The 16,530-nt window shown below is 37.7% G+C and carries 14 protein-coding genes; 3 read left to right on the forward strand and 11 right to left on the reverse strand.

All coding sequences use genetic code 11. The features are described from left to right. Nucleotides 1-17: 17 nt before the first annotated feature. The gene (gene lepA / locus IGK21_RS07225; RefSeq protein WP_010737667.1) at nt 18-1,853 is read right to left on the reverse strand and encodes a translation elongation factor 4; all 1,836 of its coding nucleotides are present in this window, start codon (nt 1,851-1,853) and stop codon (nt 18-20) included. A gap of 146 nt (nt 1,854-1,999) precedes the next feature. Here lepA and IGK21_RS07230 point away from each other — a divergent pair, with 146 nt between their 5' ends. From IGK21_RS07230 to IGK21_RS07240, 3 genes are read left to right on the forward strand one after another with little or no spacing between them, the layout of a single operon-like run. Beyond that, entirely contained in the window at nt 2,000-3,220 is a 1,221-nt protein-coding gene (locus tag IGK21_RS07230) for a GNAT family N-acetyltransferase (RefSeq protein ID WP_096710282.1), read from the forward strand. A gap of 16 nt (nt 3,221-3,236) precedes the next feature. After that, on the forward strand, nt 3,237-3,731 hold the full coding sequence (locus IGK21_RS07235) for a nucleoside 2-deoxyribosyltransferase (protein WP_010719051.1): 495 nt from the start codon (nt 3,237-3,239) through the stop codon (nt 3,729-3,731). After that, a complete protein-coding gene (locus tag IGK21_RS07240) occupies nt 3,724-4,389 on the forward strand; it encodes a hypothetical protein (RefSeq protein ID WP_010719050.1) in 666 nt (221 codons plus the stop codon). The genes IGK21_RS07235 and IGK21_RS07240 overlap by 8 nt, the downstream gene beginning before the upstream one ends. A gap of 477 nt (nt 4,390-4,866) precedes the next feature. Here IGK21_RS07240 and clpB read toward each other — a convergent pair whose 3' ends face one another. The 10 genes from clpB to IGK21_RS07290 all read right to left on the reverse strand — a co-directional run bounded on the left by clpB (nt 4,867) and on the right by IGK21_RS07290 (nt 16,525). Continuing rightward, a complete protein-coding gene (gene clpB / locus IGK21_RS07245) occupies nt 4,867-7,479 on the reverse strand; it encodes an ATP-dependent chaperone ClpB (protein ID WP_010737669.1) in 2,613 nt (870 codons plus the stop codon). Between the two features lie 215 nt (nt 7,480-7,694). Beyond that, entirely contained in the window at nt 7,695-8,738 is a 1,044-nt protein-coding gene (locus tag IGK21_RS07250) for a lysylphosphatidylglycerol synthase transmembrane domain-containing protein (protein ID WP_438719142.1), read from the reverse strand. Nucleotides 8,739-8,748: 10 nt separating this feature from the next. Next, nucleotides 8,749-9,021 (reverse strand): DUF1294 domain-containing protein, encoded by a 273-nt coding sequence (locus tag IGK21_RS07255; protein WP_010719047.1) that lies wholly within the window; start codon nt 9,019-9,021, stop codon nt 8,749-8,751. 26 nt (nt 9,022-9,047) lie between these two features. Next, nucleotides 9,048-9,953: a diacylglycerol/lipid kinase family protein gene (locus IGK21_RS07260; protein ID WP_025480176.1), complete on the reverse strand. Its 906-nt coding sequence runs from the start codon at nt 9,951-9,953 to the stop codon at nt 9,048-9,050. A gap of 132 nt (nt 9,954-10,085) precedes the next feature. Continuing rightward, complete coding sequence (gene pepT, locus IGK21_RS07265; protein ID WP_181915014.1) at nt 10,086-11,318, reverse strand: peptidase T; 1,233 nt, start codon at nt 11,316-11,318, stop codon at nt 10,086-10,088. A 14-nt stretch (nt 11,319-11,332) separates the two neighbouring features. Then, nucleotides 11,333-12,454 carry a Nif3-like dinuclear metal center hexameric protein gene (locus IGK21_RS07270; RefSeq protein ID WP_053766820.1) on the reverse strand — a complete coding sequence of 374 codons (1,122 nt, stop codon included), beginning with the start codon at nt 12,452-12,454 and terminating at the stop codon, nt 11,333-11,335. Continuing rightward, complete coding sequence (locus IGK21_RS07275; RefSeq protein WP_181915015.1) at nt 12,454-13,152, reverse strand: tRNA (adenine(22)-N(1))-methyltransferase; 699 nt, start codon at nt 13,150-13,152, stop codon at nt 12,454-12,456. Before IGK21_RS07275 ends, IGK21_RS07270 begins: the two co-directional genes overlap by 1 nt. A gap of 116 nt (nt 13,153-13,268) precedes the next feature. Then, a complete protein-coding gene (locus IGK21_RS07280) occupies nt 13,269-13,703 on the reverse strand; it encodes an LptM family lipoprotein (protein WP_010737674.1) in 435 nt (144 codons plus the stop codon). 507 nt (nt 13,704-14,210) lie between these two features. Continuing rightward, nucleotides 14,211-15,137, reverse strand: a complete 927-nt coding sequence (dnaI, locus tag IGK21_RS07285) for a primosomal protein DnaI (RefSeq protein WP_010737675.1) — start codon at nt 15,135-15,137, stop codon at nt 14,211-14,213. Next, the gene (locus tag IGK21_RS07290; protein ID WP_053766818.1) at nt 15,137-16,525 is read right to left on the reverse strand and encodes a replication initiation and membrane attachment family protein; all 1,389 of its coding nucleotides are present in this window, start codon (nt 16,523-16,525) and stop codon (nt 15,137-15,139) included. Before IGK21_RS07290 ends, dnaI begins: the two co-directional genes overlap by 1 nt. Nucleotides 16,526-16,530: the final 5 nt, after the last annotated feature.

A 16,530-nucleotide genomic window follows, 5' to 3' on the forward strand; every position in this document is an offset into this window, starting at 1 on the left:
AATGGCTAGACCCTTTGCTATTTCTTCGGTTCGTCCTCGTCCATTTTCAGAACAGCCATGAAGGCTTCTTGTGGGACTTCGACGCTACCGATTTGTTTCATTCGTTTCTTTCCTTCTTTTTGTTTTTCAAGAAGTTTACGTTTACGTGAGACATCTCCACCATAACATTTTGCTAAGACGTTTTTACGTAATGCTTTGATATCTGAACGAGCAACGATTTTTTGTCCGATAGCTGCTTGGATCGGCACTTCAAATTGTTGACGTGGAATTAGTTTTTTCAGTTTTTCAACAATTGCTTTTCCTCGTTCGTAAGCAAAGTCTCGGTGAACGATGAAACTTAACGCATCGACTTTTTCTCCATTTAATAAAATATCCATTTTTACTAACTTGCTCTTTTGATAACCGGACATTTCATAATCCAAGGAAGCATAACCTTTCGTACTGGATTTTAGTTTATCGAAAAAGTCAAAAACGATTTCAGAAAGCGGAATATTATAAACGACATTCACTCGATAATCATCTAAATAATCCATTGTGATGAATTCTCCACGTTTTCTTTGGGATAATTCCATCACTGCACCAACGAAATCATTTGGAACCATGATTTGTGCCTTCACAAAAGGTTCTTCAACATCTTGGATCGTTACTGGTTCTGGAAAATCTGCTGGATTATCGACGACTGTCATAGACCCATCTGTTTTATTCACATGATAGATTACAGAAGGTGCGGTTGTGATCAACTCTAAGTTGAACTCACGTTCCAAACGTTCTTGGACTACATCCATGTGTAATAAACCTAAGAATCCACAACGGAAGCCAAAGCCAAGGGCTTGTGAGGTTTCAGGTTCAAACTGTAGTGCTGCGTCGTTTAGTTGTAATTTTTCAAGTGCTTCACGCAAATCATTGTAACGGGAAGTATCAATTGGATATAATCCACAGTAAACCATTGGATTCATTTTACGGTATCCAGGTAGCGCTTCTTCTGCTGGATTATCTGCCAGCGTAACTGTGTCCCCTACTCGTGTGTCTTGGACCGTTTTGATGCTTGCCGTGATATACCCTACATCACCGACCATTAAGAAATCTCTAGCAACAGCTTTTGGTGAAAAGACTCCCACTTCTGTCACATCAAATGTTTTGCCGTTACTCATCAATTTGATTTTATCGCCTGGTTTGACCATGCCGTCTGTGATTCGAACATTCAGAACGACTCCTCGATAACTATCGTACACGGAATCAAAGATCAATGCTTTCAAAGGAGCATCCAGCTCGCCTGATGGGGCTGGTACATATTCAACGATTTGTTCAAGTATTTCTTCAATCCCAATTCCTGCTTTAGCACTAGCCAGGACTGCCTCACTGGCATCGATTCCGATAACATCTTCGATTTCTTGTCGTACACGTTCTGGATCAGCAGCTGGAAGATCGATTTTATTGATGACTGGCAAAATTTCCAGATCATTATCCAAAGCTAAGTAAACATTTGCTAATGTTTGAGCCTCGATTCCCTGTGCCGCATCAACTACTAATACCGCACCTTCACAGGCTGCTAAACTCCTTGATACTTCATAAGTGAAATCGACGTGCCCAGGGGTGTCGATTAGATGGAAGATATAGGTTTCGCCATTTTTGGCTGTATAATTCAATTCGACAGCATTTAATTTAATCGTGATTCCACGTTCACGCTCTAGATCCATTGAGTCTAATAGCTGATCCTGCATTTCACGAGACGTCACAGTGTTCGTCTTTTCCAGAATACGATCGGCCAGCGTTGATTTTCCATGGTCGATATGAGCAATGATCGAAAAATTTCGAATTTGCTCTTGTCGTTGTTTCATTTTTTTTATATCCATAGCGTCTCCTCTTTTCGTTTAATCAGCACCTCTCATTATATCAATGAAAAGCATGAATTTAAAGACTTTTTACCTAGTCAGCTTTAGAAGTTTTTTTTATGAAAATTTGCTATACTAATAACAAGTAAATAATTGGAGATGAAAGAATGGATGAAAAAGATTTCAGAGAAAATCTTGAATTAAAACCTGTTACTGAAAAAGATGTTGATCAATTCAATGAGTTATTGTCTTATGTCTTTCAAGTAACAGAAGCAGACATCGAAGAAAGTGGTTTTGAAAGCAAAGGGGCATTTATTCGCTCCAAGCGCCCAATTTTGGAACTATCGGAAGTATTTGGCTGGTTCCACCATAACAAATTGATTTCTCAAATTGCGATCTATCCATGTGAAGTTAACATCCACGGCACACCCTACAAAATGGGGGGCGTTACCGGTGTTGGAACGTATCCTGAATATGCAAATCATGGATTGATGCAAGACTTGATCTTGGTTGCGTTAGATAATATGCGCAAAAACAAACAATGGATCTCTTATCTTTATCCCTATAGCGTGCCTTATTACCGACGCAAGGGTTGGGAAATCATGTCTGATAAGTTGACATTTAAAATTCGTGATACCCAATTACCGAAGAATGTTCCTGTGGATGGAATGGTTGAACGATTACCAGTAGATCATCCAGATGTTTACCGAGTGTATCAGAAGTTTGCGGCTCAAAATCACGGTGCTTTGTTTCGTAGCCAATTTCATTGGGAAGAATATTGGCGATTTGAAAATAAAGAGGAACGGACAGCTGCGATCTACTATACGAAAGAGCATGAACCAATTGGTGTTTTATTTTATTGGGTCGCTGAAGAAATTTTCCATGTTAAAGAGATGTTTTACTTGAATCAAGAAGCTCGGAATGGTTTATGGAATTTTATTTCAGCACACTTTTCAATGGTTTACTGGGTTCACGGTGACATCTACAAAAATGAGCCACTGGCTTTCTTGATTGAAGATAGTCAAATAAAAGAACAGATCGAGCCTTATTACATGGCGAGAATCGTAGATGTCAAAGAGTTTCTGAAGCAATTCCCCTTCGTTTCTACTGCGAAACCTTTCCACTTTGTTGTCGAGGACCCTATCGCCTCATGGAACAATGGTGTTTTTGGGTTGGTCTGGAACGAAGACGGACAATTGGATGTCGTGGACGAACCTGTCGGACAATCGGTTCAGTTGTCCATTCAAACATTAAGTTGTTTGATGATGAATTATCGTCGCCCTTCTTATCTTGCAAGGATCGAACGAATCAAAACAGATGATGAAACACTTAAAACACTTGAATTGATTCTTCCAAATATGGAAGCTTATTTCAGTGACTATTTCTAAGAAAAGGACGATGAAAATGAATATTTATTTTGCTGCCCCACTTTTTGCGAAAAGTGACTTATTATATAATGCGAAACTTGTAGAAGAAATCAGGAGTCTTTCCAATGAATTAACCATTTATCTTCCGCAAGAAAACGAAGCGATCAATGATAAAACAGCCTATGCTGATAGTCAGATGATTGCTTTAGCCGATACAGAAAAGGTGTTGGAAAGTGATTTGATGATTGCACTATTAGATGGTTTGACGATCGATCCTGGTGTTGCATCCGAAATTGGTGTTGCCTATGCTAAAGGGATTCCTGTCATTGGATTGTATACAGATAGTCGGCAACAAGGCGGTACCCACCCGCAAAAAATTGCTGCTTTACAAGAAGTAGCTGAAAACCAATTCCATTATTTAAATCTTTATACAATTGGGTTAATCAAGCTAAATGGCGCTCTCGTAACTAGTGAAGAAGCGTTACTCAGTCAAGTAAAGACTTACTTAGATGGAGGTTTGAGCCATGAATAAGACAATGAAAAAAATCCAACTTGCACTTGTTGCTTTTGGTGTGTTTGTGGTTTGTTATAACCTTTATGAATTTATTACTAAAAAATATTCAACTACTCAGGGAGTTACTTTCATCATCGAATCTTTAGCTGGGATTCTATTGATTTTTCTCCCTCAGATCGTTAGAAAGATCGCAAAATTATACGTTCCAGATGCCATTGTTTTATTTTATTGGTTTTTCTTGTTTATTTCCGTGTTCTTAGGTACCGGTATGCATTTGATCAGTATCATTTCATTCTGGGATAAAATTTTACACGCCGTTAGTCCTATGGTATTGACTGCCCTAGGTTACGGATTGATCGGCTTATTATTGAAAGATGCACCAATTGCGAAGACTAGTCCATGGTTGTTTTTACTGTTTGGTTTTGCCTTTGCTGGCCTCTGTGGCGTGTTCTGGGAATTTTGGGAATTTCTCTGTGATCAATTCTTAGGAATGAATCTCCAACGGTTTGCCGCTTCAGATGGCACCTTATTTGTCGGACGAGCTGCTTTGATGGACACGATGGGTGATTTATTCACAAATACGATTGGTGCATTGGTCATGGGAATCTTTGCTTGGACCCAAGGAAGAAACAATCGTGATTATTTTGAAAATTATCGGTTGAAAATTTTGAAATAGAGCAAAAAAAAATATCACATTAAAGAATTGTGACAAAAGTGAGATGCTTCCTTAAAATTGTGCGTGAAAACGTCAATGGTTAGGTGGCAGCTCATTTTGTCTCACCCACTTATTTCTTATCATCAACCCTTACAGTGATTTTGTTACCATTCCCAATGAAAATTGTACTTAGTGACAAGGGTTGAAATGATGGGAACCAAAGAAGATATTTACCTGACCACTCCTATTTATATGGGGAATAAAAACATTACCTTATGAGTAGATGAACTTGGAGATAACGATTGAGATCAACTTATTTTATGAATGATTTTTTCAGAATTATGACCAAATTACAAAAAAACAATAAAGCTAGATGGTTAACCTAACTTTATTGTTTTTTTATTAAAAGCTGAGATGGTGTGTGGCTCAACTAAACATTTGATCGATTCTACTTACTGTTCGCCAACACCCGTTTTCTTGCGAATGTTAACCGTTTCTTTACTCTTCCGTGTCTTCAAGTTCTTCCGTTTGGAAATGAAGTTTCTCTGCTAGCAAGGTAATCGTTACTTTAGATTTTGGTAAGATGTGTCCTGCTACGATTTCTTTGGCTAATGGTGTTTCTACTTCTTTCGTAATAAAGCGTTTCAATGGTCGAGCCCCGTATGCTGGTTCGTAGGCATTTTCTGCGATCCATGTTTTGGCTTCGTCGCTGATTGTTAGATGAATTTCTTGATAATCCAATCGTTTTGCCAATTGCGCCACCATTTTATCAACGATTCCTTTCACATTTTCAAGACTTAATGGTGTGAATAAAATCGTATCATCGATTCGATTTAAGAATTCTGGTTTGAAATGACCTCGAAGGATCGTTCTTACTTGTTCTTCCACTTCTTCAGGGATAGTGCCATCTGCTGACACTCCTTCTAATAACAGTTGAGAACCAATGTTGCTGGTCATGATAAGAACGGTATTTTTGAAGTCAACCACACGTCCTTTAGAATCAGTTAACCGCCCATCATCTAATACTTGTAACAAGATATTGAAGACATCTGGATGGGCTTTTTCGATTTCATCGAGTAAAACGATCGTATAAGGATTTCTGCGAACGGCTTCCGTCAATTGTCCGCCTTCTTCATAGCCAACATAGCCTGGAGGAGCCCCAACCAAACGAGATACGGCATGTTTCTCCATATACTCACTCATATCGATCCGCACCATGTGTTCTTCAGAATCAAATAAGTTTTCTGCTAAAGCTTTCGCTAATTCTGTTTTCCCAACTCCGGTTGGTCCTAAGAATAAGAAAGAACCTAGTGGGCGATTTGGATCTTGCAATCCTGCTCGAGAGCGAATGACCGCATCACTGACTGCATCTACTGCTTCATCTTGTCCAATCACACGTTTATGCAATGTTTCGTTAAGCTTAATTAGTTTTTCTCGTTCCCCTTCCACTAATTTTGTGACTGGGATACCAGTTAAACGTCCAACCACTTGCGCAATTTCGTTTTCAGTGACTGATTCTTGAACCATTTTGATTTCACTGTCTTTAGCTTTTGCTTCCAATTCCTTTAATTCTTTTTCTAATTGAGGAATCGTTCCATGTCTTAGGACGGCAGCCCGTTCTAAATCATAGTTGTTTTCTGCATCTTCTAATTCATGTTTGGCTTTATCGATTTCCGCACGTTTAGAAGAAACACTATTGACTTCTTGTTTTTCTGTTTCCCATTGCATTTTCATCGAGTTTGCTTCTTCACGAAGATCAGCTAACTCTTCTTGTAGATTTTTCAAACGTTTTTTACTTGCATCGTCTGATTCTTTTTTCAATGCTGCTTCTTCGATCTCTAATTGCATCAAGCGACGAGTCACTTGGTCTAGCTCAGTCGGCATAGAGTTCATTTCTACTCGGATCGTTGCACTTGCTTCATCGATCAAATCAATTGCTTTATCTGGTAAAAAGCGGTCTGTGATATAACGGTCAGATAAAGTGGCAGCAGCGACTAATGCATTATCATGAATGTTGACTCCATGATGAATCTCAAAACGTTCTTTCAATCCTCGTAAGATACTGATTGTATCTTCTACTGTCGGTTCTTTGACTAAGACTTTTTGGAAACGTCGTTCTAATGCTTTATCTTTTTCCATATATTGACGATATTCATCTAATGTAGTAGCACCGATTAAATGCAATTCACCTCGAGCAAGCATTGGTTTCAATAAATTTCCAGCATCCATGCTGCCTTCAGTTTTCCCTGCACCAACGATATTATGGATTTCATCAATAAATAAGATGATTCGTCCATCACTTTTCTTGACTTCTTTCAGCACAGCTTTTAATCGTTCCTCAAATTCACCACGGAATTTAGCACCAGCAATCAATGCCCCCATGTCTAATGAAAAGATCGTTTTATCTTTCAAGTTTTCTGGCACGTCTTTTCGTACGATACGTTGTGCTAACCCTTCTACAATTGCTGTTTTACCGACACCAGGTTCACCAATCAATACTGGATTATTCTTGGTTTTACGAGATAAGATACGGATAACATCCCGAATTTCTTCATCACGTCCAATGATTGGATCCATTTTCCCGCTTCTGACTTGTTGAACAAGATCAACGCCGTATTTTTCTAATGCTTTGTATTGTTCTTCTTGATTTTTAGATGTCACCTTTTCTCCTCCTCTCATGTCTTCGATATTTTTACGTAACTCTTTTTCTGATAAACCATTTTTGGTCAAATAAACCGTCAATGGATAATTTTTCAATTTCATCAAGGCTAAAATTACAATCTCTGTTGAAAGAAATTCATCGCCAAAACTTTCTCTTAACTGGTCTGCTTCATTTAATAAACGGAATAGATTTTGACTTAGATTCTGACCATATTGGACGTTTCCCCCTGAAACTGTGGGATATTCATCTAATACACGATCTACTTCCTTTTCAAACGTATCAACATCCATTCCCGCATCAGTGTATAGATTGCGCCCAAAATGGTTTGGTTGTAAAAAAATCTTCCACAAATGCGCAATATCAATTTCTTGATGTTTTCTTGTGACAGCGATTTGTTGCGCTTCAGCGATCGCTTCTTGAAGCGTGGTTGTCATTTTTTCAATGTTCATTTTACTTACCTCCTGAATATAAAATTTCAATATTCAATATGATACATCTCGTTCCAATAATCATTATACCTCTTTGGTCAGTCTTGGTCAAAAGATAACCTCGCTTATTTTATCGGAAATAAGTGATCAAAAAAAAACACAACAGAGCCAACTTGGATGGACTTACTGTTGTGTTTTAGATCTAATAAAATGACTCTATACAATCGCTGTAATAATCAATTTGATTCTTTTTTGTTGTTTTTTACATCTTGGATCTCTTGTTTTATTACCTTTCGACGATCAGCAATCACGTAACATAACCCATAAATAAAAGGTAAGATAAATGAGCTAAACCGATACAGTAATAAAGAAGAAACAGCATCTACGGTTCCCACAAGTGGTCTGAATAACAACAGATAGACAAATTCAAATGAGCCGATTCCAGCTGGTGTAGGGATGACACCAGATAATACTACCGCAAAACTGATAAATGAAAAGGTCAAGAGAAAGTCGATCGTGGGATGGTTTTCAACCAAAAAGAGATAGGGCATGATATACCAAAAAATAAGTTTGACCATATTCCAAAAATAGATGCGTAACAGAGCTGTTCGATCTTTGACAATTGTCTGGACAGTTTCTCTCAACGAATAGATTTGTGTATTACATGTATCTACCCAACTTCTGATGCGTTCACTTCGAAACAGTTTGTTTGAGATACTCACAAAGAAAATTTGTAGATTCAGACTCATTGAGACCATCAATAAAAAGGCAATGATCAGCCCAGTTAAAATAATGCCAGCAATAATGAACCAAATCATGTTTGGTCCTTTGGAATAAAATAAAGAGAACTGGATGATCAAACCAATGATCGCATAGGTAATCACGGCTAATTTATACATAATCATATGCAACGCAGTGACACCTGCACCTTGTGAGTATTTCATTCCTTTTTTATTATAAAAATAAATTTCTGAAATCAAAGTGCCTGTTCCAAATGAAACGATTCGATAAAATTCAATATAGCAAGATGTCCAAAAACCATCCCAAGTGGAAAATGTTGGTTCGAAAGGCTGGGCAATCTCTTTGATTGAACGCCCTTCTGCCACCTGATAGATCGTTCCTAACAATAATGCCGCTACCAGAACGATAAAGCTTGTAGACAGCAATTCAGCGAAAATATCTGCAAAAGATTGGTTGATCAAATAATAAATAATGGCAAAAATTCCAATCAATAAGAATAGATTTAACGCTATTTTCGTTTTTGCACCTTTTGTCGCCATCAATTACTCCTTAATGAAAAAAATAAATCAACAGTAAATCCACCAATACACCTAGTACAAATCCTACTGTAAATTTCTTTTTTCTCGTTTTATGATGGAATACTTTACGAGAAATTAATCCCCCAATTCCACCGCCTAATAAACTAACAAAAATCAAATTATTTTCTGGAACGCGCCAACCGCCTTTTTTTGCTTGATACTTGTCGTAACCCATCAAACAAAATAAATATAAATTGACAATCACTAAATAAAACCACAAAGGATTGTGTAGTAAAGCTTCCATACGTGTTTTCCTCCACCTCTAGCACATCATTTTTGCTCTTCTTTAGGAGCAAAGACCGACAACCCTTTTTTGACTACGACTAATTCGATAGGCAGATTATCTGTCGTATCACCATCTGTACGAGTGCCAACTGATTTTTCCCGTGCTTGGATATTGATCTGACTAGCAGTCAAATAATTGATACCTGGGACAGAGTAAATTTTTCCTTTGATTAAACGAGGCAAATAAAAAACAAATCGAAAAATATCTAAAGATGGGATGATTGTGACATGAAACATACCATCATCGGGTGAAGCTGAATCATCAAAATTCGTATAACCACCTACTGAGTTAGACATTGTGACTGTCAATAATTGTGTTTTTCCTCGCCAATGTTCTTTTTCTGTTTTGATATCTAAATGATACTTTCTCTTTTTTAATAATAACTTGATGAACCGTTTGATAAAAATCCAAGAACCATATTTTTGCTTTTCTTTTTGACTGATCCAAACAGCTGTATCTGCCAGTATACCGATCGTTAAAGTTGAGATAATGACTTCATCATTGACTTTTCCATAATCGATTTGACGGATTTGTCCCTCTAAGATAATGTCTGCAGCTTTTTCCTTTTCTAATGGAATACCGAGAACACGGGCTAAATTATTGACCGTTCCTCCTGGTAGTAGTCCTACTTGATAATGCTCAAGTTTATCTTGAAAAGCCTGTACAATATGATGGATCGTACCATCGCCTCCGATTACGATTAAGGTATCTGCGTGCGTTTCTTCAGCTTTTTTGACTAATGTCTCATGCTTGATCGAAGGACCTGTTTCCGTGAGATTGATGATTAGTTCTGGTCGTTTCTTTAAGGCATATTCTTTAAACCAGCTTGCTAATTTTTCACCTTCATCTTGTCCTGAGCTTTGATTATAAAAAACTAGCAATTTTTCCATTTCTTTCTTCCTCCCATTTTTACACAAAAACCAAGGGGTCAGACGTTCCATTGTTGGAATACGCCCACCCCCAGCTAAAAGGATAGATCCACTTCGTTCACTTACTTGATCCATCCACGTTCCTATTTGATTTTATACGTTTGTATTCAATTCTGCAATTTTTACAATCACATCTGTTGCTTTTTCCATCACTTGAAGAGAAACAAACTCAAATCGGCCGTGCATATTTTCGCCACCTGCGAACAAATTAGGCGTTGGAATGCCTAGATAAGAAATTTTCGATCCATCTGTTCCACCTCGTACTGGTTCAATCACAGGCTCGATTTCTAAATCGATCATCGCTTGTTTTGCTAATTCAACAATGCTCATATCTTTTTCAATAATTTCTCGCATATTATAGTACTGATCATACATATCAACTTTCACGCGTGTCTGATCGAAGCGACTATTTAGTTTTTCTTGGATTTCAGTAATTTTCGCTTTCCGTGCTTCAAATTTTTCTCGATCGTGGTCACGGATAATATAACTCATAGTTGCTTCTTCGACATTTCCATTTAATCCCATCAAATGGAAGAACCCTTCATAACCTATCGTTTTTTCTGGGACTTCATCTGCTGGTAGTTGATTATGGAAGTCTATCGCTAATTGTAATGCATTGATCATCGTATCTTTGGCTGTACCAGGATGGACATTTTTTCCTTGAATTGAAATATTAGCCTGAGCTGCGCTGAATGTTTCATATTGCAATTCGCCTAAAGGTCCACCATCAACGGTATAGGCAAAATCAACATCAAACTGCTGGACATCAAATTTATCTGCTCCTACCCCAATCTCTTCATCTGGTCCAAAAGCTACTTTAATCTCACCATGAGGGATAGTTGGGTTTTTCAGCAGAATTTCCATTGCGGTCATAATTTCAGCGATCCCAGCTTTATCGTCCGCACCTAACAACGTACTGCCATCAGTCGTGATCAATGTGTGCCCTTCGTAGTTTTTCAAATTAGGGAAGTCTTTGGTATTTAATGTATAATGTTCTTCACTATCTAGAACAATCGTTGATTCCCCATCGTAGTTCTCAATGATTTGTGGATTAACATTGACTGCATTGAAATCTGCGGTATCCATGTGAGCAATAAAACCGATCGAGCGAACTTTCTTTTCAATATTACTTGGCAATGTTCCTATAACAAATCCATTTTCTTCATTGTAAAATACATTGGTTAGTCCTAAATCTTCTAATTCCTTTTTCAAGACTTGCGCAAAAGCGACTTGTGTTTGTGTCGAAGGAGTCGTTTGACTACTTTCATCAGATCTGGTTTCAGTCTTAACATAGCGTAAAAAACGTGGTAAAAGATTTTCGTACATACAACAGCTCTCCTTTAGTTAAATTGAAATGGGTTCGTATCCGTTTCTGAAACAAAGAAATCAACGGTCCAATTTTCTTCTTGTTTCCATTTCTCAAATTTTTCGACAAACTTTTCTTTACATAAAGATTCAATATAATGACCTGGATCAATCGCAATCAAGCCTGCACTTTGCATATCTTGAGCTGTGTGGTAATAGATATCTCCAGTAATATAAACATCCGCTTTTTGAGCTAATGCATAAGGATAGAACTTTTCGCCACTACCACCACAAATGGCGATTCTTTTAACAGTGCTCTTTGTATGAGTTGGACGAACAACTCGTAGCCCTTCTAATTGGAAGACTTCTTTTACTTTAGATACAAAGGTATCTAAATCAAGCGCTTCTGGTAATTCTCCGATTCGACCGATCCCCCAGGTTTGAGTCGGTTCGTCAATTGAAAACAAATCAAATGCTACTTCTTCATAAGGATGGACACGATACATAGCTGATAACACTTTTTCCTCACGGTCTTCAGGAAAAATCACTTCCACTTTAGCTTCTTCTACCTTTTCTAGTTGGCCATTTTTACCAATTGCGGGATGTGCCTGTTCATTCGGTCGAAAACGACCTTCGCCAATACTGGTAAAACTTGTATGATCGTAATGACCTTGTTCACCCGCACCAGCCTCAGCTAAAGCCTTACGTAATTTGTCAGCGTCTTCAATCGGTACATAAACAGCTAGTTTTTTGTAATGCCTTGTATGTGTCTTTAACAAATAATTTTCGACATTGATTCCTAACGCTTCACAAAACCAATCATTCAATCCATCCTCGATAATATCCATATTGGTATGTGCTGCATAGACAGCAATATCATGTTTTAATAAATCAGCATACATTTTTTCTTGTGGATGATCCGTTGTTAATCGTTTAATTGGTCGAAAAATGGGAGGATGTTTAGCAATTAACAAATCAATCTTTTTTTCGATGGCTTCTTGCACAACTTCTGGACGAACATCTAACGTCATCATTATGCGTTGAATCGGTTTATTTAATGTTCCGAGGTGTAGCCCCACAGGATCTCCTTCTTCAGCCAACCATTGAGGACAATATTCTTCAAATTTGCGAATAAATTCATTACCGTTGATCGCCATTAAGCTAAAACCTCCTCGATCATCTGGATTTCTTTTTTTATCGCTTCAACACGTTCTTCTTGGTTCTGTGCTTGTGCCAATTGTCTTAAAATCGCTTGCCTTTGTTTTAATTCTCTTTGCCATTTCTTTTGGAAGACCACTGTTTTTCCTTGCAATAAAAATGGACCAAACAGAATCTCTTCCTCATTATAGATATGCTTCGTCGATGTTTTTTCAGCTACAATGATTTCATAGATTTTTTTGTTTTCCTCTAAAATCTCTTCTGCAATAATTTGATAGTGATTATCTTGCAACCATTTTCTCACTGCTTGCTCGCCAATATTTGGTTGGAGAATCAAACGCTCCTTCCCTGTTAAACGATGCTGTTTGGCGCCTGCTTCTAAAATATCTCGAATCAAAGCCCCACCCATACCAGCAATCGTGATCGCATTGATCTGATCTGTTGGCTCAATCGCATCTAATCCGTTAGCTAAACGAACAACGATCCGCTTTTCTAAACCATTTTTCTGTACTTGTTTTTTTGCTGACTCATAAGGGCCTTTCACCACTTCGCCAGCTACAGCAAATTCAATTTTATCCTTTAACATTAATGCAACTGGCAAGTAAGCGTGGTCAGAGCCAATATCTGCTAAAAACGCTCCTGTTGGGACATGTTCTCCCACTAATGCTAAGCGTTTCGATAAATCTAAGTGGTTCATACCTTCACTCCTTCCCCCTCATTATAACATTTTCCCTATAAATGAAGGAGATTTGAAAAAGAAAAATTTCAAATCTCCTGATGAGCTATTTGCTTTTACGAAACGTTTAACACTGACTATTCAATAACTCTTACCTCAACGATCGAATTACCAGGAATTTGCGGAGGGATTGACATTGTCATAATTGGTTTTTCTTTTAAAGTAAACTTGATCTCGTCACCTTTTTGAAAAGATTCCTTACCTCCGACTAATTGATCATTCGAAACATTTAGTGTTACACCATCATTATCAAAAGAGGTTCCAATATTCTCGGGGTCTTCGATTTCATCTACATTGACCACTTTGATTTGAATGGTATCATCGACTGAATCATCAATACTTTCAATTTCACCCTTAAAAATACTTTGTCCTTCGTTAGAAGAATCCTTCGCTTTAGTCGTTGTTTCCGCACTAATCGAATCGATCGATGCCTCATTTTTATCTCCATTACCACAACCTGTTAGCGAAAAAAGTAACCCTGTCGCCAACAAACAAGAAAAAATCACTTTCATATCTTTATCCTCCGGCTAATTATTTACATTACTTCAATTGATGATCGTTCTTTGACTTTTTATTTAGTTGACGATAATCAATATATTCTGTTTTTAGTCGTTCAATTTTGTTTTTGATACTTGTTCATCAGAAATTTATGGTTGTCTTTTTTCGTTACCATGATGACTATTGATCAGGCGTAAGCTTCTCTGTAATCATCACTCTATCCAGTATGACACCACTTTTGTAGCTTGTTACGATCAAAAAAAGTGGCGTTAAGTATGAATTCAGATACACTTTCATCTCAAATTATGAGTTTCTTGAATAACTAAGTGAACATCGAGAGTCATTGAAAAGAGAATTATTTGCAGACTTCTCTCAATTAATTATTTGCATTGCTTATTTTCCTACCCATCAAAGCAATAGGCAGGAAATAGGGCAATAACTAATTCAGCAAAAGGCTTTCTCGATCACATATTCTAATCCTACTAAGGCTAAAATTATGACTTCTATGCTTTCTCTTTTCGCTAGCCATTTCTTCGATTGCGTCCAGTCATTTCAATTTCTTTCGTCAAGTAACGGATTCGTTCCATGATTCGTTTGGCTTTCAATGGTTCTTCATCTCCACGCTGCGTCACAGCAAGATGTTGTTCCAATTCATTCATTGTAAAATTAGATGAGAAAAAGGTTGGCAGTTGCTCTTGCATTCGATATTGCAAAATCACACCAAAGACTTCATCTCTGATCCAACTACTCATTGCATCGGCGCCAATGTCATCCATCATTAAAATGGGTGAACGTTTGACCGCATCTAGTTTTTCTGCGACTTGATCTTTTCCAATCGCTTGTTTCATTTCAACAGCAAAAGTCGGAAAATGGACAAGTGTAGTTGTAAAGCCTTTAATGGCTAGTTCTCTGGCAGTCGCCCCTAAAAGATAGGTCTTTCCTATTCCAAAGCTACCAACTAAATAAAGTCCTTTGTGATAGTCTTTGGGACTTGCACTATAATTTTCCACAAAGTCTAATGCTTCAAAGCTCGCATAGCTCCGTCCATCGGTACGCTCAAAATTATTGAAAGAAGCATCTTGGATATCTTTTGGCATATCGACAGCTTTGATCCGGTTCCTAATTTCTTCTTGTCTTTTCTTCGCCAATAAGGCTTCTGTTGGAACATAAGTCACATCGACATAATGAAAATTCAAGGTTAGCTTGGGCTCATAGCCAGGAGCGATCATCGTAGGATCATTTTTTTGGTATTTTCGTTTTTCTTGGACAAATTCATATAGTTTTGCATAACTTTTTTCGATATCTGCTTGTGTTAATTCATCTTTGTGATCCGCCAAAAAGGCTTGCACATCTGGATCGTTGAGGACTTCTTCGATCATTTCAGCAAATTTTTGTTGATAATTTCGCTGGCTGATGATCCGCTTTAATTCTTTTCCTACATCTTCCATTAGCTATCTCCCTCCTTCTTGGCAAAATATTCTTTGAATCGTCGTTCGATCTCCGCTTTTTTCTCACTACTGATTTTTTTCTCTTCTTTAGGCTGGTTGACCCAATCCGGTAATTTCTCACGACGAACGTTTCGACGATTAGTTGAATAATTCTGGTTCGTATTTTTAGTATTTTGTTTGCCTTTGCTATTGGTTTTCCGAATATGTTCAATGGCTTCTTCTGGGGTCATGATCTTTTTTTGTGCCCATTCGTTAGCGATCGTGTTGACAAAGCTTGCGGTTAAGCTAGGACGATCTTTGATTACTAAGACATAATTGATCAGGATATTGATCAAACTATTCGACAATCCCGATTGTGAAACTAAATCCTGTAAAAGCCAAGTTTCTTGTTTTGACACATAGCCGCCTTTTGCTTGTTTCAGTGCCTCTAAATATTTCATTGGCGGAATGCTTTTGGCTTCGTTCACTAACTGTAGTGTCGCATTTGTCAGAGCAGTTGCTTCCTTAGGTGTCTCATTCTGATTGGCAGAGGTTGCTTCTTCATTTTGATTAGCCAATGTATTTGTTCGCTTCGTCTGTTGGTTCATCAATACGATGCGTTGAAGCTCTTTGACAGATACTGTCTGCTCAGAAAAATCATACGCTTGTATGACCCATTCACCTAATGTCAACTCATCCACGCCATAAAGTAAATGATACATTGTTAACTGTTCCTTCAATGATTCATCTAGATTCATGATATGTTTTTTTGCCAACCAATCTGTCAAAAAGCGCCAATCAAGAGTGGATTGTTCCATGGACTTCCCCAGATCAGTTGATTTGATTGTAAATGACTGTTGGTTTTCCTCGAGTTTCTCTTGATCTGCAGCATATGTTTTTTCATTAAAGCGATATACTTCTAAAAATTTCTTCGTGATCTTTTGATAATCATTCGTCGGAAAATGTTCCGGCTGAAACAGTTGGATCAACTGATCGAAACGCCGTTGACCGACTTTTTCTAATAGCAGAAAAGACAATAATGTATCTTTAAAAAATGCTAACGGTTCAATTGGCTCAAGTAACTCATAAATAAAACATCCCCCTAAGCTAGGGTCTTCTTTGAAAAAAACTTCTAAAAGTCCGATCCCTTCTAGTTTTTTTCGTGCTTCATAAAGCTGAGGAATACCACAATTCAAGCTACTTAACAGATCAGCATGTAATCCTTCCGGTCCAACGCCTTTTTGTAAAGGAATTTCTGATAGTAAGGTAAAATACAAACTCAAAGCTTCACTGCCGATTAATGGCTGGTAGAGATAAAGTAATGAGGATTTCCCTTCTTCTCTTAGCGGATAGCTTTTTCTTCCTTGGTAGATATTTTTAGGTTGAAGCTCTTTCCATGCGTTATCCAAGGAAT

This window comes from Enterococcus sp. DIV1421a (assembly GCF_051711025.1).
In the GTDB taxonomy this organism is placed as follows: domain Bacteria; phylum Bacillota; class Bacilli; order Lactobacillales; family Enterococcaceae; genus Enterococcus_B; species Enterococcus_B hirae.